Source organism: Williamsia sterculiae (assembly GCF_900156495.1).
Taxonomy (GTDB): Bacteria; Actinomycetota; Actinomycetes; order Mycobacteriales; family Mycobacteriaceae; genus Williamsia_B; species Williamsia_B sterculiae.
Map to the genome: position 1 here is coordinate 54,906 of NZ_FTNT01000003.1, position 22,041 is coordinate 76,946.

Annotated in this window: 23 protein-coding genes; 16 read left to right on the forward strand and 7 right to left on the reverse strand. The window is 67.8% G+C overall.

Translation table 11 applies throughout. The annotated features are described in order from the left end of the window. Nucleotides 1-97 precede the first annotated feature (97 nt). From BW971_RS05855 to BW971_RS05865, 3 genes are all read left to right on the forward strand, one after another. Nucleotides 98-718 carry a TIGR03085 family metal-binding protein gene (locus BW971_RS05855; protein WP_076477579.1) on the forward strand — a complete coding sequence of 207 codons (621 nt, stop codon included), beginning with the start codon at nt 98-100 and terminating at the stop codon, nt 716-718. 114 nt (nt 719-832) lie between these two features. Then, a complete protein-coding gene (locus BW971_RS05860; protein ID WP_083709341.1) occupies nt 833-3,670 on the forward strand; it encodes an FtsK/SpoIIIE family DNA translocase in 2,838 nt (945 codons plus the stop codon). Nucleotides 3,671-3,878: 208 nt separating this feature from the next. Beyond that, nucleotides 3,879-4,916: a TerC family protein gene (locus BW971_RS05865; RefSeq protein WP_076477581.1), complete on the forward strand. Its 1,038-nt coding sequence runs from the start codon at nt 3,879-3,881 to the stop codon at nt 4,914-4,916. A 16-nt stretch (nt 4,917-4,932) separates the two neighbouring features. Here BW971_RS05865 and BW971_RS05870 read toward each other — a convergent pair whose 3' ends face one another. Both BW971_RS05870 and BW971_RS05875 read right to left on the reverse strand, forming a co-directional pair. Then, nucleotides 4,933-5,211 (reverse strand): YciI family protein, encoded by a 279-nt coding sequence (locus tag BW971_RS05870; RefSeq protein WP_076477583.1) that lies wholly within the window; start codon nt 5,209-5,211, stop codon nt 4,933-4,935. Nucleotides 5,212-5,215: 4 nt separating this feature from the next. After that, the gene (locus BW971_RS05875) at nt 5,216-5,767 is read right to left on the reverse strand and encodes an amino-acid N-acetyltransferase (protein ID WP_076477585.1); all 552 of its coding nucleotides are present in this window, start codon (nt 5,765-5,767) and stop codon (nt 5,216-5,218) included. A gap of 219 nt (nt 5,768-5,986) precedes the next feature. Here BW971_RS05875 and pgsA point away from each other — a divergent pair, with 219 nt between their 5' ends. The 8 genes from pgsA to BW971_RS05910 all read left to right on the forward strand — a co-directional run bounded on the left by pgsA (nt 5,987) and on the right by BW971_RS05910 (nt 11,949). After that, entirely contained in the window at nt 5,987-6,670 is a 684-nt protein-coding gene (gene pgsA / locus BW971_RS05880) for a CDP-diacylglycerol--glycerol-3-phosphate 3-phosphatidyltransferase (protein WP_076477587.1), read from the forward strand. 66 nt (nt 6,671-6,736) lie between these two features. After that, a complete protein-coding gene (locus BW971_RS05885; RefSeq protein WP_076477589.1) occupies nt 6,737-7,111 on the forward strand; it encodes a helix-turn-helix domain-containing protein in 375 nt (124 codons plus the stop codon). A 186-nt stretch (nt 7,112-7,297) separates the two neighbouring features. Then, nucleotides 7,298-8,104 (forward strand): PspA/IM30 family protein, encoded by an 807-nt coding sequence (locus tag BW971_RS05890; protein ID WP_076477591.1) that lies wholly within the window; start codon nt 7,298-7,300, stop codon nt 8,102-8,104. 144 nt (nt 8,105-8,248) lie between these two features. Then, nucleotides 8,249-8,419 carry a hypothetical protein gene (locus tag BW971_RS21635; protein ID WP_200799367.1) on the forward strand — a complete coding sequence of 57 codons (171 nt, stop codon included), beginning with the start codon at nt 8,249-8,251 and terminating at the stop codon, nt 8,417-8,419. A 23-nt stretch (nt 8,420-8,442) separates the two neighbouring features. Then, nucleotides 8,443-9,600, forward strand: a complete 1,158-nt coding sequence (locus BW971_RS05895; RefSeq protein ID WP_076477593.1) for a glycosyltransferase — start codon at nt 8,443-8,445, stop codon at nt 9,598-9,600. A 55-nt stretch (nt 9,601-9,655) separates the two neighbouring features. Further along, the gene (locus BW971_RS05900) at nt 9,656-9,865 is read left to right on the forward strand and encodes a DUF3046 domain-containing protein (protein WP_076477595.1); all 210 of its coding nucleotides are present in this window, start codon (nt 9,656-9,658) and stop codon (nt 9,863-9,865) included. 324 nt (nt 9,866-10,189) lie between these two features. Then, nucleotides 10,190-11,230 carry a recombinase RecA gene (gene recA, locus BW971_RS05905; RefSeq protein ID WP_076477597.1) on the forward strand — a complete coding sequence of 347 codons (1,041 nt, stop codon included), beginning with the start codon at nt 10,190-10,192 and terminating at the stop codon, nt 11,228-11,230. Nucleotides 11,231-11,232: 2 nt separating this feature from the next. Next, on the forward strand, nt 11,233-11,949 hold the full coding sequence (locus tag BW971_RS05910; RefSeq protein WP_327200635.1) for a regulatory protein RecX: 717 nt from the start codon (nt 11,233-11,235) through the stop codon (nt 11,947-11,949). Between the two features lie 21 nt (nt 11,950-11,970). Here the strand turns inward: BW971_RS05910 and BW971_RS05915 are convergent, their stop codons facing one another. The 4 genes from BW971_RS05915 to BW971_RS05930 are packed head-to-tail and all read right to left on the reverse strand — an operon-like array spanning nt 11,971 to nt 15,321. Next, nucleotides 11,971-12,840: an amino acid ABC transporter permease gene (locus BW971_RS05915; protein WP_076478171.1), complete on the reverse strand. Its 870-nt coding sequence runs from the start codon at nt 12,838-12,840 to the stop codon at nt 11,971-11,973. Further along, on the reverse strand, nt 12,837-13,520 hold the full coding sequence (locus BW971_RS05920) for an amino acid ABC transporter permease (RefSeq protein WP_076477599.1): 684 nt from the start codon (nt 13,518-13,520) through the stop codon (nt 12,837-12,839). The genes BW971_RS05915 and BW971_RS05920 overlap by 4 nt, the downstream gene beginning before the upstream one ends. Continuing rightward, nucleotides 13,517-14,593: a glutamate ABC transporter substrate-binding protein gene (locus BW971_RS05925; RefSeq protein WP_076477601.1), complete on the reverse strand. Its 1,077-nt coding sequence runs from the start codon at nt 14,591-14,593 to the stop codon at nt 13,517-13,519. Before BW971_RS05925 ends, BW971_RS05920 begins: the two co-directional genes overlap by 4 nt. Continuing rightward, a complete protein-coding gene (locus BW971_RS05930; RefSeq protein ID WP_200799376.1) occupies nt 14,593-15,321 on the reverse strand; it encodes an amino acid ABC transporter ATP-binding protein in 729 nt (242 codons plus the stop codon). The genes BW971_RS05925 and BW971_RS05930 overlap by 1 nt, the downstream gene beginning before the upstream one ends. Nucleotides 15,322-15,552: 231 nt before the next feature. Between BW971_RS05930 and miaB the strand changes: the two genes are divergently transcribed. Next, nucleotides 15,553-17,109 carry a tRNA (N6-isopentenyl adenosine(37)-C2)-methylthiotransferase MiaB gene (gene miaB / locus BW971_RS05935; protein ID WP_076477603.1) on the forward strand — a complete coding sequence of 519 codons (1,557 nt, stop codon included), beginning with the start codon at nt 15,553-15,555 and terminating at the stop codon, nt 17,107-17,109. Continuing rightward, nucleotides 17,106-17,711, forward strand: a complete 606-nt coding sequence (locus BW971_RS05940; protein ID WP_076477605.1) for an Rv2732c family membrane protein — start codon at nt 17,106-17,108, stop codon at nt 17,709-17,711. The genes miaB and BW971_RS05940 overlap by 4 nt, the downstream gene beginning before the upstream one ends. Before the next feature lie 83 nt (nt 17,712-17,794). Here BW971_RS05940 and BW971_RS05945 read toward each other — a convergent pair whose 3' ends face one another. Then, the gene (locus tag BW971_RS05945) at nt 17,795-19,192 is read right to left on the reverse strand and encodes a DUF349 domain-containing protein (protein ID WP_076477607.1); all 1,398 of its coding nucleotides are present in this window, start codon (nt 19,190-19,192) and stop codon (nt 17,795-17,797) included. 111 nt (nt 19,193-19,303) lie between these two features. Here BW971_RS05945 and BW971_RS05950 point away from each other — a divergent pair, with 111 nt between their 5' ends. Genes BW971_RS05950 through dapF form a run of 3 tightly spaced genes read left to right on the forward strand, consistent with a single transcriptional unit; the run spans nt 19,304 to nt 22,002 of the window. Beyond that, nucleotides 19,304-20,125, forward strand: coding sequence for a class III extradiol ring-cleavage dioxygenase family protein (locus BW971_RS05950; RefSeq protein ID WP_327200641.1), 822 nt, complete (start codon nt 19,304-19,306; stop codon nt 20,123-20,125). Next, nucleotides 20,122-21,105: a tRNA (adenosine(37)-N6)-dimethylallyltransferase MiaA gene (gene miaA, locus BW971_RS05955; protein WP_083709343.1), complete on the forward strand. Its 984-nt coding sequence runs from the start codon at nt 20,122-20,124 to the stop codon at nt 21,103-21,105. Before BW971_RS05950 ends, miaA begins: the two co-directional genes overlap by 4 nt. A 6-nt stretch (nt 21,106-21,111) precedes the next feature. Beyond that, complete coding sequence (gene dapF, locus BW971_RS05960; protein ID WP_143690221.1) at nt 21,112-22,002, forward strand: diaminopimelate epimerase; 891 nt, start codon at nt 21,112-21,114, stop codon at nt 22,000-22,002. The last annotated feature ends 39 nt before the right edge of the window (nt 22,003-22,041 follow it).

Genomic DNA, 22,041 nt, shown 5'->3' on the forward strand with positions numbered 1-22,041 from the left:
GCCATGCTCACCGTCGGTGAGTGAAACGAGCCGCGCCATACTCACCGTCGGTGAGTGAAACGAGCCGCGCGGCGGTGAGTCTGCCTAGGGTGGGCTGATGACCGCAGCCCGCTCGGAACGTGCCGCCATCGTCGAGACCCTGTCGGTCGTCGGACCGGATGCGCCCACCCTGTGTGAAGGGTGGACCACCCGTGACCTCACCGCACACATGGTCGCGCGCGAGTGGCGCCCCGACTCGTTGCCGGGGATCGCGGTGCCACTGCTGTCGGGGTACACCACGTCGGTGCAGAACGGGTTCGCCGGTCATCACTACGCGGATCTGTTGGACAAGCTGGCGTCCGGTCCGCCGCTGTGGTCGCCGTTCCGCTTCGTGGACCGACTGGCGAACGTCGGCGAGTTCTTCGTACATCACGAGGATGTGCGGCGGGTACAGCCGGGGTGGACAGTTCGCGATGTGGAACCCGAGGTGCAGAGTGCTCTGACCTTGCCGGTTCGCACCCTGGGCAAGGTGATGTTGCTGTCGTCGCCCGTGTCGGTCCGGCTCCGCACCCCGGACGGTCGCACCCTGGTCTCGGCCGGGTCGGGACCCGGGGTCGACGTGGTGGGGGACCCCGGTGAACTGCTGCTGTTCGTGTTCGGACGGGACGAGACCGAGGTGGCCTTCGACGGTGACGAGGATGCCGTGGCCGAACTGAAGGCCGCCGACCGGTCGTTCTGAGCGGGCCGACCGACCTGGGAGATCCTCGCCGAGCGCATCACGAAATGGATACGCGGGCCGTGAGGGGTGTTGTGGGTGAGGCTGGTGTGACTGGTACCCACTATTGTGATCGCCATGGCATCCAAGTCCACGACCCGCGGATCGACCACGCGCACCCGAGCGGCCTCGGGGTCGCGGTCGGGGTCGTCGGCACGGCGGGCCTCGGCGTCGCCGTCGCGACGGTCCGGCACCACACGGTCGACCCCGGCGCGATCATCGGCCGTCCGTTCGTCATCGGGTCGTTCGTCATCTGGGCGATCGAAACAACAACCCGCCGGACGTGGACGTGCGGCTGTCGCCGAGCGTCCCGCGGTCGGCGTGCGTGCGGGAAAGTCCGTCGGTCGCGGCATCGGGTCAGGGTTCACACTGCTCGCCCGCGGGGTGGGCGGCATGGTGCGTATGGGCGGACATCGATCGGACGACGCGATCGAGGACCCGACGGCCGCGCGCCGTCGGGCCACCGGGGAGGACGCACTCGAGGCCGATACGCCGTCGCTCGATGTGGACCACACCCACCGCCGTGATGCGACGGCCCTGGTCCTGCTCGCGTTGGCCATCGTGGTCACCGCTGCGGTCTGGTTCGGTGCCGGTGGACCGTTGGGTGCCTTCGCCGACGCGGCGATCCGAGCGGTGATCGGATCGGCGGCCGTGTTCGCGCCGATCATCCTGGTGGTGATCGCGGTGGTATTGATGCGCCGCCCGCCGAACCCCGCCAAGCGCGGACGCTATCTCGGGTCGGCGATCCTCGTCGGACTGCCCATCACCGGACTCTGGCATCTCGTCGGAGGTGCTCCCATCGACTTCGCCGGACGCTCCCATGCGGGCGGGTTCGTCGGCTTCGCGGTGGCCGGACCGTTGACCATGGGTGTGACCGCCTGGTTGTCGGTCCCGCTGCTGGTGTTGTGCCTGTTCTTCGGGGTGCTGCTGTTCACCGGGACCACGGTGCGTGAGCTCGCCGACCGGCTCAACGGCTACTTCGGAGTGGGTACGGGTGGGGGCGCCCACGACGACCTGGACGACTGGGATCACGACGAACCGGACGATGACGAGGCCTCGTTCGATGACGACCCGGACGGCGATCTCGACGAGACGTCCGATCGGACCTGGTCGACGGGTGCGCTGCCGTACGGCGATCCGTATCAGAACTACCCACCGGACGAGCCCGCCCGCCGGGCGGGTTCGCGGTCGCGACGATCGCGGGACTCCGAACCCCTCGACGAGGCGGTCACCGAGGAGATCCCGGATCTGACCACGATGCCCACCGAACCGGTGGTGGCTCCCGAACCGAAGCGGGCCCGCACCCGACGCCCGGCGAAGGCGACCGCCCCGGTCGCCGACCCGGATCCGGTGGCCGCCGTCGACTCCGACGCGGAATTGGTGCCAGCCCAGATCGTGGACAAGCCGCTCGACGGTGACTACCGGCTTCCGCCGGCAACACTGCTGGTCGACGGTGATCCGCCGAAGACCCGGAGTTCGGCAAACGAGGACATGATCGACCGGATCACCGCCGTGCTCGAGCAGTTCAAGATCGACGCCGCGGTCACCGGTTTCACCCGCGGGCCGACGGTCACCCGATACGAGGTGGAGCTCGGTCCGGGCGTGAAGGTGGAGAAGATCACCGCGCTGCAGCGCAACATCTCCTACGCCGCGGCCACCGAGAACGTACGGCTGCTGGCCCCCATCCCGGGGAAGTCGGCGGTGGGCATCGAGGTGCCCAACACCGACCGGGAGATGGTGCGACTGGCCGACGTCCTGAAAGCGCCGGACTCGCGCAAGGACTCTCATCCCCTGGTCATCGGGCTGGGCAAGGACATCGAGGGCCATTTCATCTCGGCGAACCTGGCCAAGATGCCGCACCTGCTGGTGGCGGGTTCCACCGGTTCGGGTAAGTCGAGCTTCGTGAACTCGATGCTGGTGTCGTTGCTGACCCGCGCCACCCCCGACGAGGTCCGGATGATCCTCATCGACCCCAAGATGGTCGAGTTGACGCCGTACGAGGGCATCCCGCACCTGATCACCCCGATCATCACCCAGCCCAAGAAGGCCGCTGCGGCGCTTGCCTGGTTGGTGGAGGAGATGGAGCAGCGCTACGAGGACATGAAGGCGTCGCGGGTCCGACACATCGACGACTTCAACGCCAAGGTGCGCACCGGGGAGATCACCGCACCACCGGGTTCGCAGCGGATCTACAAGCCATATCCCTACATCCTGGCCATCGTCGACGAATTGGCCGACCTCATGATGACCGCGCCACGTGACGTGGAGGAGGCGATCGTGCGCATCACCCAGAAGGCGCGCGCCGCGGGCATCCACCTGGTGCTGGCCACCCAACGGCCGTCGGTCGACGTGGTGACCGGTCTGATCAAGACCAATGTGCCGTCGCGGTTGGCGTTCGCCACCTCGTCGTTGACCGACTCCCGCGTCATCCTGGACCAGCCCGGTGCGGAGAAGTTGATCGGTATGGGCGACGCCCTGTTCCTGCCGATGGGTGCCAACAAGGCGGTCCGTATGCAGGGCGCGTTCATCACCGACGAGGAGATCGGCGCGGTCGTCGACTTCGCCAAGACGCAGGCCGAGCCGGAATACGACGAGGGCGTCACCACCGCGAAGGCCGCCGACAAGAAGGACATCGACGCCGACATCGGCAATGATCTCGACGATCTGCTGCAAGCCATCGAGCTGGTGGTCTCCAGTCAGTTCGGATCCACCTCGATGTTGCAGCGCAAGCTGCGGGTCGGCTTCGCGAAGGCGGGCAGGTTGATGGATCTCATGGAGACTCGCGGCGTGGTCGGTCCCAGTGAGGGGTCGAAGGCACGCGAGGTGTTGGTCAAACCCGACGACCTGGCCGGGGTGATCGCGTCCATCAACGGCGGGGGCGACCCTGATGACGAGGCGGCACACGAGGGGGAGTGAGCTCGCCCACGGTGCGGTGGCGGCATGAGTAAAGAGAAGGTAATGTCGAGGCCGCTGGTGAGGGGAGTATCCCTAGGCGGCATGTTCGTCAGTACGGCCAGCGGAACCCCACGCCATCGTGACCGGTCCCGCTGACCCGGACATGTCGGTCGCGTGAGCGACGGGAGAGACCTCCGGCACACACCCTGTGAGCTGGAGGAACTGTCCTGTGAACGTCTCGCCCACCGTGTGGGTCATCACGATCGTGGTGATCGGCGCGCTCTTCGTCTTCGACTTCTTCGCGCACGTCCGTACACCGCACGCACCGTCTCTCAAGGAGTCGGGGTCGTGGTCGGCGGTGTACATCGTCATCGCGCTGCTGTTCGGCGGATTCATCTGGTGGCAATGGGGCGGCACCTACGGCGGTGAGTACTACGCCGGGTTCGTCACCGAGAAGGCGTTGTCGGTGGACAACCTGTTCGTCTTCGTCATCATCATGGCCAAGTTCGCGGTTCCGCGTGAGTACCAGCAGAAAGTGCTGCTGCTCGGCATCGTGATGGCGTTGGTGATGCGTGGAGCGTTCATCGCGGTCGGTGCGGCCGCGATCAACGCCTACAGCTGGGTCTTCTACCTGTTCGGTGCGTTCCTGATCTACACCGCGATCAAACTGGTCCGCGACGCCGCGGGACACGACGACGCGGGGGACGAGGACGAGGGTCGGATCCAGAAGTTCGTCGCCAAGCACCTGCGCAGCACCGAGGAGTACGACAGCGACAAGCTGTTCACCAAGGCCAACGGCAAGCGACTCGCCACGCCGATGCTCATGGTGCTCATCGTCATCGGCTTCACCGACGTGTTGTTCGCGCTGGACTCGATACCGGCCATCTACGGCCTCACCGAGCAGCCCTACATCGTGTTCACCGCCAACGCCTTCGCGTTGATGGGCCTGCGTCAGCTGTACTTCCTGCTCGGCGGTCTGCTCGACCGTCTGGTGTACCTGTCCTACGGGCTGTCGATCATCCTGGCGTTCATCGGTGTGAAGCTGGTGCTGCACGCGCTGCACGAGAACACCTTGGGCTTCATCAACGGGGGTGAACACATCTCGGTGCCGGAGATCCCGACCGCCCTGTCGTTGGGTGTGATCGTCGGCGTCCTGGTCGTCACCACGGTCGCGAGCCTCGTGTGGGGTCGGCCGGCCGACAGGGACCCCGAGGTCGACGACCGTGAGGGTGGCGCGCAGGTCGCCTCCGGAGACGGGACGCGCTGAGGCGACCCGGTCGGTCTCAGAGGGAGCCGAACACCACGTTCCAGGGCTTTACCCGGACCCCGTCGACCGCCCCGTTCACCGCGAACGGATCCTGGGCCAACACGGCGTCGAGGGCGGTACGGTCCTCGGCCTCGATGACGATCAGCGCACCCGACTGATCCTCGAACGGCCCCGACAGCCGCACCACGCCGGCTTCGTGCTGCTCCCGTAGCCACGTCCGGTGCGCCGGACGGTGGACGTCGCGCAGGCCGGCGGTCTCGGTCCGGTAGGTGTAGTCGACGGCGAACAGGGTCATGGGTTCAGGCTCCTTCGAGAACGGCGAGCATCCGGGTGTTGCCCAGGGTGTTGGGCTTGACATAACTGAGGTCCAGGAACTCGGCGACACCGGCGTCGTACGACCGGCACATCTCGGCGTAGACCTCGGCGGTGACCGGCGTGCCGTCGATCTCGACGAACCCGTGGCGACCGAAGAACGAGGTCTCGAAGGTCAACACGAAGACCCGGGACAGTTGCAGGTCGCGCGCCACCCGCATCAGCTGGGACACCAGATGGTGACCGATACCGCGGCCGTTGTGGGCACGGGACACCGCGACCGTGCGAACCTCGCCGAGATCGGCCCAGAGCACGTGCAGCGCACCGCATCCCACCACTGCGCCGTCGAATTCGGCGACCCAGAACTCCTGGACGGCCTCATACAGGGTGACCAGGTTCTTCTCCAGCAGGATGCGGCCCGCGTACTCGTCGATGAGTTCCTTGATCCGCGGCACGTCGGAGGTGCGAGCACGGCGGACGACGATGCCCGGTTGTTCCGGCGCGACCGGTTCCGGTGCGGTCGGGGGGTGCTCAGACACCGCGGACCTCCGCGGTCCGGTCGGGGGATGCGATCAGCGGATCGGTCGCCATGGGAGCACACTATCGCCCACCGCGCCGTCACTCACGGATCCGTCGGGTCCGTCGACCGGGACTCGCTGGGTACCGCCCGAGTGCCGACTGTGAGCCGTGCAACTGCTCGGATACTCTGAGGCCGTGCGTGATGTGTGGGCCGGACAGAGCTATGCGGGGTGTGCGGCATGACCGAGCACCTGCGTCGCTCGGTACCCGAACGTGGACCGGATCCGATCACCGACCCGGTCGACCACGTTCCCGTCGTCAACATCGCCAACATCCTCACCGTGTTCCGCATCGCCCTGGTTCCGGTGTTCGTGGTGGTCCTGTTCGTCGCCGGCGGACACGACACGGTGTGGCGGATCGCCGCCTGGGCGGTGTTCGCCCTCGCCGCCATCACCGACCGCTACGACGGCCGACTGGCTCGCGACCGTGGTCTGATCACCGACTTCGGCAAGCTGGCGGATCCCATCGCCGACAAGGCGCTGATCGGTGCGGCCATGGTGGGCTTGTCGATCCTCGGCGACCTCTGGTGGTGGATCACCATCGTGATCTTGGCGCGCGAACTCGGTATCACCGCGCTGCGGTTCTGGGTGTTGCGCCACGGGGTGATCCCGGCCAGCCGCGGTGGCAAGCTCAAGACCCTGCTGCAGGCCGTCGCCATCGGTCTGTTCATCCTGCCGTTGCCCGGTCCACTGCACTGGGTGGCGATCGGCGTGATGGTCGCGGCCATCGTCGCCACGCTGGTGACCGGCGTGGATTACGTCTGGCAGGCGTTGCGGATGCGATCGCGATCCCGGGAGTCCGCTGCGGGCGAGGGTGCGTCGCATCCCGCCGCGGACGCCGCCGCCCAGCGTCGTGCGAGCTGATCGCCACCCCGTCGGGGAACCGATCGGGGCGGTGTCGCGTTGAACCGGGTGAGTGAGGAGGCTCAAATGGCACAGCTACTGCGTGAAGCGCTGGGGAGCAGCCTGCGGCGGGTGCGCAACGATCAGGGTCGGACGTTGCGTGAGGTCTCCACCAGTGCCCGGGTGAGCCTCGGGTATCTGTCCGAGGTGGAACGTGGGCAGAAGGAGGCGTCCAGCGAACTGGTCGCCGCCATCTGCGATGCCCTCGACGTGGAGATCGCGGACGTGATGCTCGACGTGGGCAACACCCTGCGCCCGATGGAGCCGAGGGTTGTCCCGGGGCATGTCGCCCAGGCCCGGATCGCTCCGTCCCGCGTTGCCCCGTCTCGGATCGCCCCGTCTCGAATCGCTGAGGACACCAAAGTGGTTATCCCCGCACCGGCATCGCTCGCCGCGGTCTGAGGGGCCCGGGCGTCGAACACGATCACCCACCGACATCGCCCTGTCGCTGCGCCCACCCGCTAGATTGGTGGGCGAGGCGACGGCCGGGATGACCGGACACCACCTGCGGCGCGGCAGTGCCGCACGTAACGGGCCGAGCTCGCGGGTACCGGCGAAGAGCGACACCGAACGGAGTGACTGCGGACCATGGCGAATCCCTTCCTGAAGGCGTGGAAGTACCTGATGGCGTCCAGCAACGCCAAGATCGACGAACACGCGGACCCGAAGGTCCAGATCCAGCAGGCCATCGAGGACGCCCAGCGTCAGCACCAGGCGTTGTCACAGCAGGCAGCCGCGGTCATCGGCAACCAACGCCAGCTGGAGATGAAACTGAACCGCCAGCTCGAAGAGGTGGAGAAACTCGGTGCCAACACCCGGCAGGCGATCACGCTTGCCGATCAGGCCACTGCGGCCGGTGACACGCAGAAGGCCACCGACTACACCAATGCCGCCGAGACCTTCGCCGCACAGCTGGTGACCGCCGAACAGGGCATCGAGGACCTGAAGAACCTGCACGACCAGTCGCTGCAGGCCGCCACCCAGGCCAAGCAGGCGGTGGAGCAGAACTCGATGCGGTTGCAGCAGAAGCTTGCCGAACGGACCAAACTGCTCACGCAGCTCGAGCAGGCGAAGATGCAGGAGCAGGTCAGCGCGTCGTTGAACCAGATGAGTGAACTGGCGGCCCCGGGCAACACCCCGAACCTCGAGCAGGTCCGCGACAAGATCGAACGTCGCTACGCCAATGCCCTCGGCTCCGCCGAGCTGTCCCGTGGATCGGTGCAGGGGCGGATGATGGAGGTTCAGCAGGCCACCACACAGCTGGCCGGACACTCCCGCCTGGAGGAGATCCGGGCGAGCATGCGCGGCGAGGCCCTACCGGGCGGGTCGTCGGGCGCCGGGCAGACCACCCCGAATCAGACCCCGAATCTCGAGAAGCCCACCCAGAACGGTTGACCCGCGTCCGCATGCGGCCGGCCCAGGGTTCACCCTGATCTTCCACCCATCTCCGCGGCAGGGCCGTGACCTCGGCCTGACGCGGTGTCACGCTGGATGGCAGATCGGGACAACGGGTCCCGGGGACATCGAGGGAGACAAGGTATGTGGTGGAAGGTCCTGTTGGCCGCACTGGTGGTCTGGTTGGCGTTCGGACTGATCGTCGCCGTGGTGAAGGGTCTGTTCTGGCTGTTGGTGGTGGGTCTCGTGGTGATCGGTGCGGTGACCGCCGTCAAACGGTTCACCGGCGCCGCATCGAGGCACGAACACGTCTGACCCCCGGCCGGGGTCGGTGACCGGTGCGCGTCGCCATCGTCGCCGGACCCGATGCCGGACATGCTTTCCCGGCCTTCGCCCTCGCCGAGCGCTTGACCGCGGTCGGTGACACGGTCGCCGTGTACACCGGGTCGCGCTGGTTCGACGCCGCCGGACGTCGCGGTATCGACATCCGCGAACTCCCCGGTCTCGAGCTCGAGGCGAGCGAGGATGCCGGCGATGCGGGGCAGCGTCTCGGCGCGCGGGCGGCCCGGATGACCATCGGGCTGATTCCCGAACTGCGGCGATTCGCCCCCGACCTGGTGGTCTCCGACGTCATCACCGTCTGTGGTGGCTGGGCGGCGGCCGAACTCGCGATCCCGTGGATGGAACTCTCGCCGCATCCGCTCTACCGACAGTCGCGACATCTGCCACCGATCGGCAGCGGGCTCACCCCGGGGGCGGGACCGTGGGGTCGTGGGCGGGACCACGTGTTGCGTGCGAGCAGTTCCCGTTGGGAACGGCTGGGCGAACGACAGCGCCGCGACGCCCGGGTGGCCGTCGGTCTGCGGCCCCACGCCGCACCCCCGGTCGAGCGGCTCATCGCGACCGTACCCGCGTTGGAGGTGCCCCGACCCGACTGGCCGGTGGAGGCGCACCTCGTCGGACCACTGCTGTGGGAACCCGTCGACACGGTGTTCCCACGCCCTCCGGGTCACGATCCGCTGGTGGTCGTCGCCCCGTCGACGGCGGAGACCGGCGCCGCCGACCTGGTCGGTCAGTCGCTCGCCGCACTCGCCCCCGAGGTGCTCGGACATGTTGTCCGGGTGGTGATCTCCGCGTTACACCACGACCTCGACGACCTGCCTGATCGGGTGGTCGCGGCAACCGGGCGACAGGACGAGCTGTTGACCGGCGCCGACCTGGTCATCTGCGGCGCCGGTCACGGGATGTTGGCCAAGACCTTGTGTGCGGGGGTGCCGGTGGTCACCGTGCCCGGCGGCGGTGATCAGTGGGAGTTGGCCAACCGCGCTCAGCGGTTGGGGGTGGGACCGCTGGTCCGCCCGGTCACCGTGGCGTCCCTCGCCGACGCCGTCCGGACCGTGTTGTCGGAACCCGGATACCGGGAGCGAGCGCGCGCGGCCGCTGCGAATCGGGACGGGGTCGAGGATCCGGTGCGGATCTGTCACCTCGTCGGATGACGGGGACGCCACCGTCGGCGGTGCGGCCACGGCCCGTCTCGGTAGGGTCGACATCGTGCGACTGACCGATTTCACCGAGCTGATGCGCAACGAGTTCGGCACGATGGCATCGGATTCGATGCTGCGCGATCACGTGCTGTCGGATCTCGGTAACCGCACGGGGGCTGTCGCCATCGAAGAAGGTGTCGACCCGCGCGAGGTCTGGCTCGCCTTGTGTCGCGACTTCGATGTCCCTCGCGACCGCTGGTACCTGCATCCGTCCTGAACGGCCGCACGCCGGGAGTTGTGCACGAACGCGCAACTGTGGAATTCGCTCGGCGTGTCCCGGCCGTGGTGATTGACTCGAACACGTGTTCGTCTACTCTGGGTGCCGGAATTCACGATTGTCGACACAGGCGATCGCGTCGACCGGCATGGCCCACGTCATCAGATACGCGAGCACTGTCGGTGGGGCGGTCTAGCGTGACGGCAGCTCACGAGATGACGCCGAAACACACACGCGAGACCACGTACACCGACACCTCACGTCCGCCGACAACCGTCGGCCTACGTCGCCGACGACCGTCGGCTCTACCAGGGAGTAATCACCATGGCAGCACCGCAGGATCGCGAGAAGGCGCTCGACCTCGCCCTCGCCCAGATCGACAAGAACTACGGCAAGGGATCGGTGATGCGCCTCGGCGAGGACGCGCGTCAACCGATCGAGGTCATCCCGACCGGGTCCATCGCACTCGACGTCGCGCTGGGTATCGGCGGACTGCCCCGTGGCCGGGTCGTCGAGATCTACGGGCCGGAGTCGTCGGGTAAGACCACCGTCGCGCTGCACGCGGTTGCCAACGCACAGGCCAACGGCGGTATCGCGGCGTTCATCGACGCCGAGCACGCCCTGGACCCGGACTACGCGGCCAAACTGGGTGTCGACACCGACGCGCTGCTGGTCTCCCAGCCCGACACCGGTGAGCAGGCGTTGGAGATCGCCGACATGCTGATCCGCTCCGGCGCTCTGGACATCCTGGTCGTCGACTCGGTGGCCGCGCTGGTACCGCGCGCCGAGATCGAGGGTGAGATGGGTGACAGCCACGTCGGTCTGCAGGCACGTCTGATGAGTCAGGCGTTGCGCAAGATGACCGGCGCGTTGAGCACCTCCAACACCACCGCGATCTTCATCAACCAGTTGCGCGAGAAGATCGGCGTGATGTTCGGCTCGCCCGAGACCACCACCGGTGGCAAGGCGCTGAAGTTCTATTCCTCCGTGCGGCTCGACGTGCGGAGGATCGAGACGTTGAAGGACGGCACCGACGCGGTCGGTAACCGCACCCGGGTCAAGGTCGTCAAGAACAAGGTGTCGCCGCCGTTCAAGCAGGCCGAGTTCGACATCCTTTACGGTCAGGGCATCTCCAAGGAGGGCTCGCTCATCGACATGGGTGTCGCCCAGGGCTTCGTCCGCAAGTCCGGCTCGTGGTTCACCTACGAGGGCGAGCAGCTCGGTCAGGGTAAGGAGAACGCCCGCAAGTTCCTGCTGGAGAACCCCGACGTCCGGGACGAGATCGAGAAGAAGATCAAGGAGAAGCTCGGCATCGGAGCGGTGTTGACCGATGACGAGGTCGCGCCGGCACCGGTCGACTTCTGAGCGTGCCGGACGAATTCGATGACGCGGGGAACGCGATGACCCCGGGACAGTCGATGACATCCGGATCGGAACCGGAGGACGACGTCCGCGCGTCGCTGCACCAGGCGACCGCGGACATCCTCACCCGGTCCAGAGCGACGCCACCCACCGCACCGGACCAGCGCTCGGGGGCCGTCGACCTCGAGGCGGTGACCGACCCGGTGACAGGTCGGCAATCGACGGGAGGCAAGTCGGGAGCGAGCTGCTGGGACAGCGCGTTGCGGTTGCTCGGGGTGCGGGCACGTAGTGCTTCGGAGATGCGCAACCGACTGCTGCGCAAGGATTTCGACCCGGACGAGGTCGATGACGTGATGCGCCGACTGCACGATCTCGATCTGCTCGACGACTCGGCGTTCGCCGACGAGTGGGTGCGCTCGCGCCACACCCACAGTGCCAAGGGGCGCGGCGCGCTACGGCGGGAGCTGCGGGACAAGGGGGTCGCCACCGAGACGGTCGAGCGGTCGCTCGAGCAGATCGACGACGAGGCCGAACGGGATCGGGCGGCGGAGCTGCTGGACCGCAAGCTCGGCCGCGGCGACCGTGCGCAGGTGCCGGACGACCCCCGAGAACGTGACAAACAGCTACGTCGCCTGGTCGCGATGCTGGTGCGGCGCGGATATGCGCCGAGCCTGGCGATGGAGCTGGTACGAGACCGGTTGTCGCATCCGGCGCACGACTGAGCGCACCGCGTACGAACAGACTCAGATCAGTCCGGGCTCCTTGTCCAACTCCACCGGCACCCGGGTCGCGCTGCTGCGACGACCCTGGCGCAGGCGGCGTTCCAGGTACGTGGCCAGTACCGACAGCCCGAAGTTGATGACGATCATCACCGCCGCGACCACCACCAGTGCTGGCAGGTAGTTGCCGAAGTACGAGGCGGACTGGATACCGGATCGCACCACCTCGACATAGCCGATGGCATAGCCCAGAGCACTGTCCTTCAGCGCGATCACCATCTGGGAGATGAGGGCCGGAAGCATCGCGGTGACGGCCTGCGGCAGCAAGATCAGCTGCATCGCCTGCGATTTGCGCAGGCCGATCGCGGAGGCGGCTTCGGCCTGCCCCGAGGGCAGCGAGTTGATGCCGGACCGGATGATCTCGGCGATGACCGACCCGTTGTACAGGGTCAGCCCGAACACCACCGCGGCGAACGGCAACTGCGAGGACGGGAAGACCGCGTACCGCGCGAACAGGTAGTAGGCGAAGATCATCAAGATCAACACCGGGATGGCCCGGAACACCTCCACGATCACGCCGGACATCCCGCGCACGATCCGGTGATCCGACAACCGGCCGATTCCCAGCACAGTGCCGACCAGCAGAGCCAGCACGATCGACACGGCGGCGGCCTTGAGCGTTCCCCACAGGCCGGGCAGCAGATAGGTGGTCCAGGTGTCGCCGTGGACGAAGGGTGACCACTTCTCGCCGGTGAGCTGGTCGTTGCCGGCGAGAACCACCAACACCCAGGTGACCACGCCGACGACCACCAGCCCGAAGACCACCGCGATGGCCAGGTTCCGGATACGGGCCTTGGGTCCGGGTGCGTCGTAGAGGACTGTCGCGCTGCTCATCGCCGGACCGCCCATCGCCGTGCCAGGAAACCGAACAGATACCCCTCGGCGAGGGTGAGGATCATGAAACCGACCGCGATGATGACGAAGATCCACACCACCTGATCGGCGTGGTTCTCGATCTGCTCCTTCATCAGCAGGGAGGCCTCGGCGACTCCGATGGCGGAAGCGATGGTGGTGTTCTTGGTGAGGGCGATGAGCACGCTGCCCATCGGCCCGATCACCGACCGCGTCGCCTGCGGCAGCACGATGACGCCGAAAACCTGGGTGAACGACATCCCCAACGACCGGGCCGCCTCCGCCTGCCCGAGCGGCACCGTGTTGATGCCGGACCGCAGGGTCTCGCAGACGAAGGTCGAGGTGTAGAGGATGAACCCGAGCACCGCGAGCCAGAAGTTGTTGTTGTCGATGAAGTTCTCGTTCTCGGGGGCCAGCGCGAGACCCAGATTCTGATACAGCCCCACCGAGCAGAAGATGACGATGAGGGTCAAGGGGGTGTTGCGGACGATGTTCACGTACCAGGTGCCGACCCACCGCATCACCGGTACCGGGGAGACGCGCATACCAGCCAGCACCGTGCCCCAGATCACCGAACCCAGGGCCGCCCAGAACGTCAGCTTGATGGTGACCCAGAACGCCGGCCACAACCCGGGGCCCATGTCCGACCAGAGTTCGCTCATGACTGGTCCGCCGGGCACGGGGTCGACGTGGCGTCCAGGAAGGCCTGGTCACCGGGCGTGGGCACCAGGGAGTACTGCGATTCGGGTGCCGATGCACGCGCTTTCAACTTGTCCACCTCGCCATCGCCGATGTTCTCCCGCAAGGTTCGCTCCCAGGCCGACTCGCCACCGTCGGGACCGGGGGTGAGCATTGCGTCGAGAGCGGTGTTCACCTCGTCGACGGCCTGTGGGAACTGCTGGGCCATGCCGATCCCGTAGCGCTCGGTGGAGAACGGTGCACCGGCCTTCTTCAACGACTTCTTCCCGGAGGCCGTGACGCACGCGTTCTTCGGATATGTCATGTCGACGATTTTGAACTTGTTGCGGTACAACGAGAAATCCGCGAATCCGGCCAGGATCACCTCGTCGGTGGTCAGTGCGTCCACCTTCTTCAACCGCAACGCCTCGACGCACGACGAGTACGAGTCGTACTCCTGCAACTGCACGCCGGACAGCTGGTTCTTCACGTTCTGCGCCGATGTGGAACCGGTGACCGAACACAGCTTCTTACCCTTGTCGAGGTCGGTCAGGGTCGAGATGCTGTTGTCGTCCTCGCGGACCAACAGGCCCTGGTAGTTCACCAGGTAGGGACCGGCGAAGGCCACCTTCTTGGCGCGGGCGGCGGTGATCGAATAGGTCGCGGCGATCATGTCGACCTCGCCGTTGTCGATCAGCGTCTCTCGTTGAGCCGACGGCGTCTCGCGCCAGGTGATCTTGGGGTGCTTGACCTTGAGCCGGTCGGCGATGTTGTTGACCACGAAGGTCGACACCCCGACATCGAATCCGGTGAACGTGTTGTTCGGTTCGCGCAACCCGAGCCCGGGCTGGTCGTACTTCGTCCCGAGGATCACCGAGCCGCGCTTGATGGAATCGATCAGGTTGCGCGGGTCGGTGTTACCACAGGCGGCGATGCCGAGTCCGGTGACAGTCATCGTCAAGAGCAGGGCGAGCCCGATACGTAGTCCACGGCCCGGGCGGAGTCTGCCTGTGCGGTCGCGTCCGTCCGGACCGGCGAGCGAAGCTCGGACAGCCATCAGTGGCCGAGAATCTTGGACAGGAAGTCCCGGGCACGCTCGGACTTCGGCGCGGTGAAGAACGATTCGGGGTCGGTGTCCTCCACGATGACACCGTCGGCCATGAACACCACGCGGTCGGCGGCCTTACGCGCGAAACCCATCTCGTGGGTGACCACGAGCATCGTCATACCCTCCCGGGCCAGCGACACCATCACGTCGAGCACCTCGTTCACCATCTCCGGGTCGAGGGCCGAGGTGGGTTCGTCGAACAACATGACCTTGGGGTCCATCGCCAGCGCCCTGGCGATCGCGACGCGTTGTTGCTGACCACCCGACAGTTGCGCCGGGTACTTGTCCTTCTGCTCGGCGATGCCCACGCGTTCGAGCAACTCGACCGCTCGCGCGCGGGCCTCCTCCTTCTTCTTCCCTCGGACCTTCACCGGTCCGAGGGTGACGTTGTCGAGGATCGTCTTGTGGGCGAAGAGGTTGAACGACTGGAAGACCATGCCCACCTCGGCCCGCAGATTCGCCAGCGCGCGCCCCTCCGACGGCAACGGTTCGCCGTCCACGCGGATCTCACCGCTGTCGATCGGTTCGAGGCGGTTGATCGTCCGGCACAGGGTGGACTTGCCGGAACCCGAGGGGCCGAGGACCACCACCACCTGACCGCGAGGGACCTCGAGTTCGATGTCCCGCAACACGTGCAGGTCGCCGAAGTGCTTCTGCGCCGAGCGCACCGAGATCATCGATGGAGCATCGGGTGCCGCCACACCACCGCCTCCCGACGCGGAGGTGTCGGGGGAGCGGCCTACCGGTTCGAACTGCGAGTCGGTCATGGCGAGCACGTTACTGACGGACATCGTCTCGGAGACCGGGAATCGACGCCAGGAGAAAATGGCAATGCAATCTTTACCAACCGTGGTCCGTGTTCTCACCGATGTGGGCTCGCCGAGGGGTGGGACGTACCCTGGTGGTCGATGAACACCGTTCGTGAACACCCAGCCCACAGTGCCTCGTCGGACCCGACCGAGGGCAGGCTCTACCAGGTCAGAACATACGGCTGCCAGATGAACGTGCACGACTCGGAGCGCATCTCCGGCATGCTCGACGCCGCCGGCTACCGTCGTGCGGCGCAGGACCAGACACCCGACCTGGTGGTGTTCAACACCTGTGCCGTGCGGGAGAACGCGGACAACAAGCTCTATGGCAACCTGTCGCATCTGGCCCCGGTGAAGGCCGAGCGTCCCGGCATGCAGATCGCGGTCGGTGGATGTCTGGCGCAGAAGGACAAACAGGCGGTTCTCGATCGCGCGCCCTGGGTCGATGTGGTGTTCGGTACGCACAATCTGGGCTCGCTTCCGGCGTTGCTGGAACGGGCCCGGCACAATGACCGCGCCCAGGTCGAGATCGCGGATGCGCTCGAGCATTTCCCGTCAACGCTGCCCGCCCGTCGCGAGTCCACCTATGCCGGTTGGGTGTCGGTGTCGGTGGGCTGCAACAACACCTGCACCTTCTGCATTGTCCCCGCCCTGCGCGGGAAGGAGATCGATCGCCGACCCGGTGATGTGCTCGCCGAGGTCCAGGCCCTGGTCGAGGAGGGGGTCCTCGAGGTCACCCTGCTCGGTCAGAACGTGAACGCCTACGGGATGTCCTTCTCGGATCCCGACCAACCCCGCAACCGCGGGGCGTTCGCCGACCTGCTCCGTGCCTGCGGGCAGATCGACGGACTCGAGCGGGTGCGGTTCACGTCGCCGCATCCGGCCGAGTTCACCGACGACGTCATCCACGCCATGGCCGAGACAGCGAATGTCTGCCCACAACTGCACATGCCGCTGCAGTCAGGATCCGACCGGATACTGAAGGCCATGCGCCGCTCCTACCGGCAGCGCAAGTTCCTGGGCATCATCGAGAAGGTGCGTGCGGCGATGCCCGACGCCGCCATCACCACCGACATCATCGTGGGGTTCCCCGGTGAGACCGAGGCGGACTTCCAGGACACCCTCGACGTGGTGGCGCAGGCCCGGTTCAGCAGCGCGTTCACCTTCCAGTACTCGCCGCGTCCCGGGACACCGGCCGCGGAGATGGAGGATCAGGTGCCGCCGGAGGTGGTGCGTGAGCGATATCTGCGGCTCACCGCGCTGCAGGACGACATCTGCCTGCAGGAGAACCGGCGCCGCGTCGGCCGCGTCGAGGAACTACTGGTGACCGCGGGCGACGGACGTAAGAACACCGAGACGCGCCGTCGTAGCGGGCGGGCACGCGATGGTCGACTGGTGCACTTCGCCGTCGCCGAGACCCAGACCATGCCGCGTCCCGGCGACGTGGTGGAGGTCCGGATCAGTGCCGCCGCCCCCCATCATCTGCTCGCCGACGACGGGGTTCTGAGTCATCGCCGGACCCGTGCAGGCGATCTGCACGAGGCCGGGACCGCGACCACCACCCCGCCCATCGGGGTGGGGCTGGGGCTCCCGGGGATCGGGCGCCCGACGGTCGAACCGGTCGATACCGGGTGTGCATCGGGGAGTGCGGTATGAGCGAACGATTCGGTCAGTTCGAGACCGACCTGAAGAAGGTGGAACGCAAGGTTGCCGGGGAGATCGATCCCGGTGCCCGGGCGCTGGTGGTCGCCGTCGCCGTCCTGGTGGCCATCGGGTCCCTGCTGTTGCCACACAGTGGGACGGCGACCGGTATCGACGTGTTGACGTCGTCGGCGCGCGCACACGCCGAGGCGATCACCATCACCTCACGCGCGTTCGTGTACCTGCTGGTCGTGTTCGGGATCGGGTTCTCCGCGGCCGCGCTGCTGACCAGACGCTGGGTGCTGGCCTGGGTCGCACTGTGCGGCAGTGCGGTCAGTTGTGTGGCGGGAATGCTGGCCTGGTGGTCGCGAAACACCCCGGGGGTCAACAACGTGCACCCCGTCCACGGCGTCGGGATCGGGCTGGTCCTGGGCTGGATCGCGGCATTCGTCATCGCATTCCACTGGGCTCGCGTGGTGTGGGCCCGCACCAGTTACCAGCTCACCCTCGAACAGCAGCGGCGCGACGAGGCGGCAGGCGCCGAACGTCGAGCACGCTCGCTGCAGCGGCGCCCCGGCACCGACACCCCGGCCCCCGACAACCACGACGACCGATAACGGCCCACTCGACGGTAACGAGGGCCCACTCGACGGGGTCACCCCGTCGAGTGGGCCGAAACCGGCGTCGAGCGTGCCGTTGATCAGCGGTCGGAGACGGCGCTCTGGGCCGCGTCGGCCCACTCGCGCCACTGAGCGGCCTGCTCGCGGAGCTTGGCGGCGTCCTTGGTCTTACCGTTCGCCTCGGCCTTGGCGGCCTGCTGCTCGAACTGGTCCACCCGGAGCCGGAACTGTTCGGCGCGGGCCTGCGCCTCGGGGTCGGTGCGTTGCCATTGTGCGTCCTCGGCGTCGCGGATCCGCTTCTCCACCGCGCGCAAGCGGTTCTCGAGGGTGTGCATCTGCTCGCGTGGGACCTTGCCGATCTCGTCCCAGCGGTCACGGATGCCCCGGAACCCGCGTCGTGCCGCCTCCAGGTCGCGTCCGGGGGTCAGCGCCTCCGCCTCGGTCAGCAGCTCGGCCTTCTTTTTCCCGTTCTCCTCGTACTCGGCGTTGATCTCGTTGTTCACCGCCTTGCGGGCGTCGAAGAAGACGTCCTGGGCGGCCTTGAACCGGGCCCACAGCGCGTCGTCGGTGTCGCGCGGTGCGCGACCCGAGGCCTTCCACTCGGTGAGCAGGTCGCGGAACTTCGCCGCGGTCGGCGACCAGTCGGTCGACGACGACAACGCCTCGGCCTGCTCGATCAACTCCTCCTTGCGGGCCTTGGCGCCCGCGCGCTCCCGATCGAGTTCGGCGAAGTGGGCCCCGCGGCGGCGGTTGAACGCGTCCCGGGCCTTGGAGTATCGACGCCACAGCACGTCGTCGGTCTTGCGATCGACACCCTTGATCGACTTCCACTCGTCGAGGATCGCGCGCAACCGGTCACCCGAGACCTTCCACTGGGTGGATTCCTCGCCGATCTGCTCTGCCTCGGCCGCGAGTTCCTCCTTGCGGGCGATCGCCGCGGATCGAGCGCGCTCACGATCCCGCCCCGCCTGCGCCGCCGCCTCGTCGGCGCCGACGACCAGGGCGTTCAACCGTTGCTCCACGGCTGCGAGGTCGCCGATCACCGCTGCGGTCGGCAACGACTCCAGCAGGTGTTCGGCGGCCACCTTGACCTTGCGGAGATCACCGGCGCCCGCCGCCAGGCGTTCCTCGAGGATCTCCACCTCGGTGTCGAGGTCGTCGAACTTGCGACCGAAGTGCGCGAGTCCGTCGTCGGGGGAGCCTGCCTGCCAGGACCCGATCTGACGGTCACCGGTCGCGGTGATGAGGAAGACGTTGCCCTCCTCGTCGACCCGGCCGAACTTGCGCGGGTCGGACGTGGGTCGGGTGGGGGTGGGGTCGAGCCGGGGCGGCACCGCGACCGGGCCCGGTCGTGGACCCGGACGTGGCCCGGGCCGAGGTTTCGGGACGGGCCGCGGCGCTGCCGGCGAGCCAGTCCCTGCCGGAGTCTCGGTGCCCGGGGTGATGCTGCCGCCCGACGGGTTCTCGGTGTCGCCCATGAGTTGCCTCGTCTCTGCCGCGCGTCACGGCTGCCACGATCTGACCTCGTTCGACGCATACGTTGCGCCGATGTTCGGGAACCATTCAAGCAGCCCGGCCGGTATCGCGCGGTGGTTGCGCACATCACCATCGCTCACGTCTTCGGACCCGACGCCTCGAGCTGCGGCCGCCCGTCTGCGGAGGTCGACTACCGTCGTGGTGTGCTCGCCGCCGTGGTGTTCGTCCCGAGCGCACCATTGTTGGTGCCGCAGTTGGCCGGTCCGTCCGCCGCCGACACCGCACCGGTGCGTACGGCCGCTCTCCGCGCGGTGGCGGGACTGGCCGCGACGAGCCGGCGGTGGGTGATCGTCGGGGCCGACGCCGACGAGCGCGACGTCGCTCGTGTTGGGACGTTTCGTGGCTTCGGAGTGGACGTCGTGGTCTCGCTCGCCCCCGTCGACGGGCGTGACCACCCAGCGGACCCGGGGATGCCGTTGTCGTTGTTGATCGGCGGATGGTTGCGCGGTCGGGTGGGCGCCGACGTCACTGCTCGTCCGCTGCTGGTCGCCCCGGACCTGCCGCCCGCGGACTGCGCGGCCAGAGGGGCCGCCCTGCGCGCGGAACTCGACGCGGACGCCGAACCGGTGGGCGTGCTGGTGGTCGCCGACGGCTCCACGCGGCTCGGCGACACGGCACCGGGCGGGGGGTTCTCGCCGGAGTGTCGCGCCCTGCAGGACGACCTCGACGCGGCCGTCGGCACCGGTGACCGCGACGGTCTGATCGGCCTGTCGGTCGGCGCCGCGTCTGGTGCGGGTATCGGCGGCCGCGCCGCGTTCCAGGTCGCGGCCGGACTCGACACCGACGGCCGATTCCACGGTGAGACCTACTATGCGGCAGCACCGTTCGGAGTCGGGTACATCGTCGCCCGCTGGTCGGTGGGGGGCGCCTCGTGAGCTCTCCGGTGGCGGTGATCGGTCCCACCGCGAGCGGCAAGTCGGCGCTGGCGTTGTCGTTGGCCGAGGAACTCGACGGCGAGATCGTCAACGTCGACGCCATGCAGCAGTACCGCGGCATGGACGTCGGCACCGCGAAGACGCCGGTCGCGGAACGGCGGGGTATCCCGCACCACCAGTTCGACGTGCTCGATGTGACCGAGACCGCGACGGTCGCCCGGTATCAGGCGGCCGCCCGACGCGACGTCGAGGACATCCGGGCGCGGGGGCGACGGCCGGTGATCGTCGGGGGTTCGATGATGTACATCCAGGCCCTGCTCGACGACTGGCAGTTTCCGGCCACCGATCCGGCCGTCCGCGACCGATACGAGCGGCAACTCGCGGCCGACGGGGTGGCCGCATTGCACCGACGGCTCGCCGAGGTGGATCCGCAGGCCGCCGCCACGATCCTGCCCACCGACGGCAGGCGCGTCGTCCGGGCTCTGGAGGTGGTGGAGGTGACCGGCAGGCCGTTCGCGGCGTCGGCGCCCGTCCGTGGCCGCCCCGCGTGGGACACCGTCATCGTCGCCGTCGACCGCGACACCGCCGAACTCGATCAGCGCATCGCCGACCGCACCCGGCAGATGTTCGCCGACGGTCTGGTCGACGAGGTGCGTGGTCTCGTCGACGCGGGCCTCCGGGATGGTCTCACCGCGGTCCGGGCCATCGGTTATTCGCAGGTGCTGGCCGCGATGGCCGGGGACCACGACCTGGCCGCCGCCGAGGAGCTGACCGCCGCCGGAACCCGACGGTACGTGCGCAGACAACGCTCGTGGTTTCGCCGCGACGACCGGATCGTCTGGCTCGACGCCGCCCGGCCCGACCTGACCGGTGCGGCGATCGCCGCGGTGCGCCGGTCGGAGACACCGAACTCGACCGGCGGTCCAGCGGGCTCGGCGACCGCGACCTACGACTCGGAGACCGGAGCCCGGGACCGGTAACCTGGGATGATGACCTCGCGCGCCCCGATCCCGTTCCTGAAGGGTCACGGCACCCAAAACGATTTCGTGGTGCTGCCCGACCCGGAGGTGACGCTCTCGCTGCGGCCGGAGTCGGTTGTCGCCCTGTGCGACCGTCGACGCGGCCTCGGCGCGGACGGTCTGCTCCGGGTGGCCCGGGCCGGAGCGCTGGTCGACGCCGGGGTGCTGGACGGGCTGCCGACGGGCGTGACCGCCGACGACTGGTTCATGGATTACCGCAACGCCGACGGCAGCATCGCCGAGATGTGCGGCAACGGGGTGCGGGTGTTCGCCCACTTCCTCACCCACGCCGGGCTGGTCACGGGAGCGGAGTTCACGGTCGGCTCGCGGGCCGGGGCCCGCCCGGTCCACGTTCACTCCGCCCATGACGGTCTGGCCGACGTCAGCGTGGACATGGGCACGGTGACCGTCGGTCCCGAGTCCAAGGCCACCGTCGCCCGGCAAGTGTTCGGCGGGGTGGTGGTGGATGTGGGCAACCCGCATCTGGCCTGCGTGGTCGACGAGCTGGACCCCCGAGCCCTGGCCGCGCTGGACCTGACCAGTGGGGTGGAGTTCGACACCGCGGTGTTCCCGACCGGCGCCAACGTCGAGGTCATCACCGCGCCGCGGGACGGACGCGTGCACATGCGGGTGTTCGAACGCGGGGTGGGAGAGACCCGCAGTTGCGGTACCGGCATCGTCGCCACCGCGGCCGCCGCGCTGCGTGCCGAGGGACGAGACATCGGCCGACTGACCGTCGTGGTGCCCGGTGGTGAGGTACAGGCGTGGGTCGACGGAGACGGCAGCGGACTACGCGGTCCGTCCGAGCTCGTCGCCGAGGGCGTCCTCGGTCCGGCCTGGCATGCGGCCCTGCGGTGACGCGTCCACCGGACCACCGAAAAACGGCGTGCGCTGCAC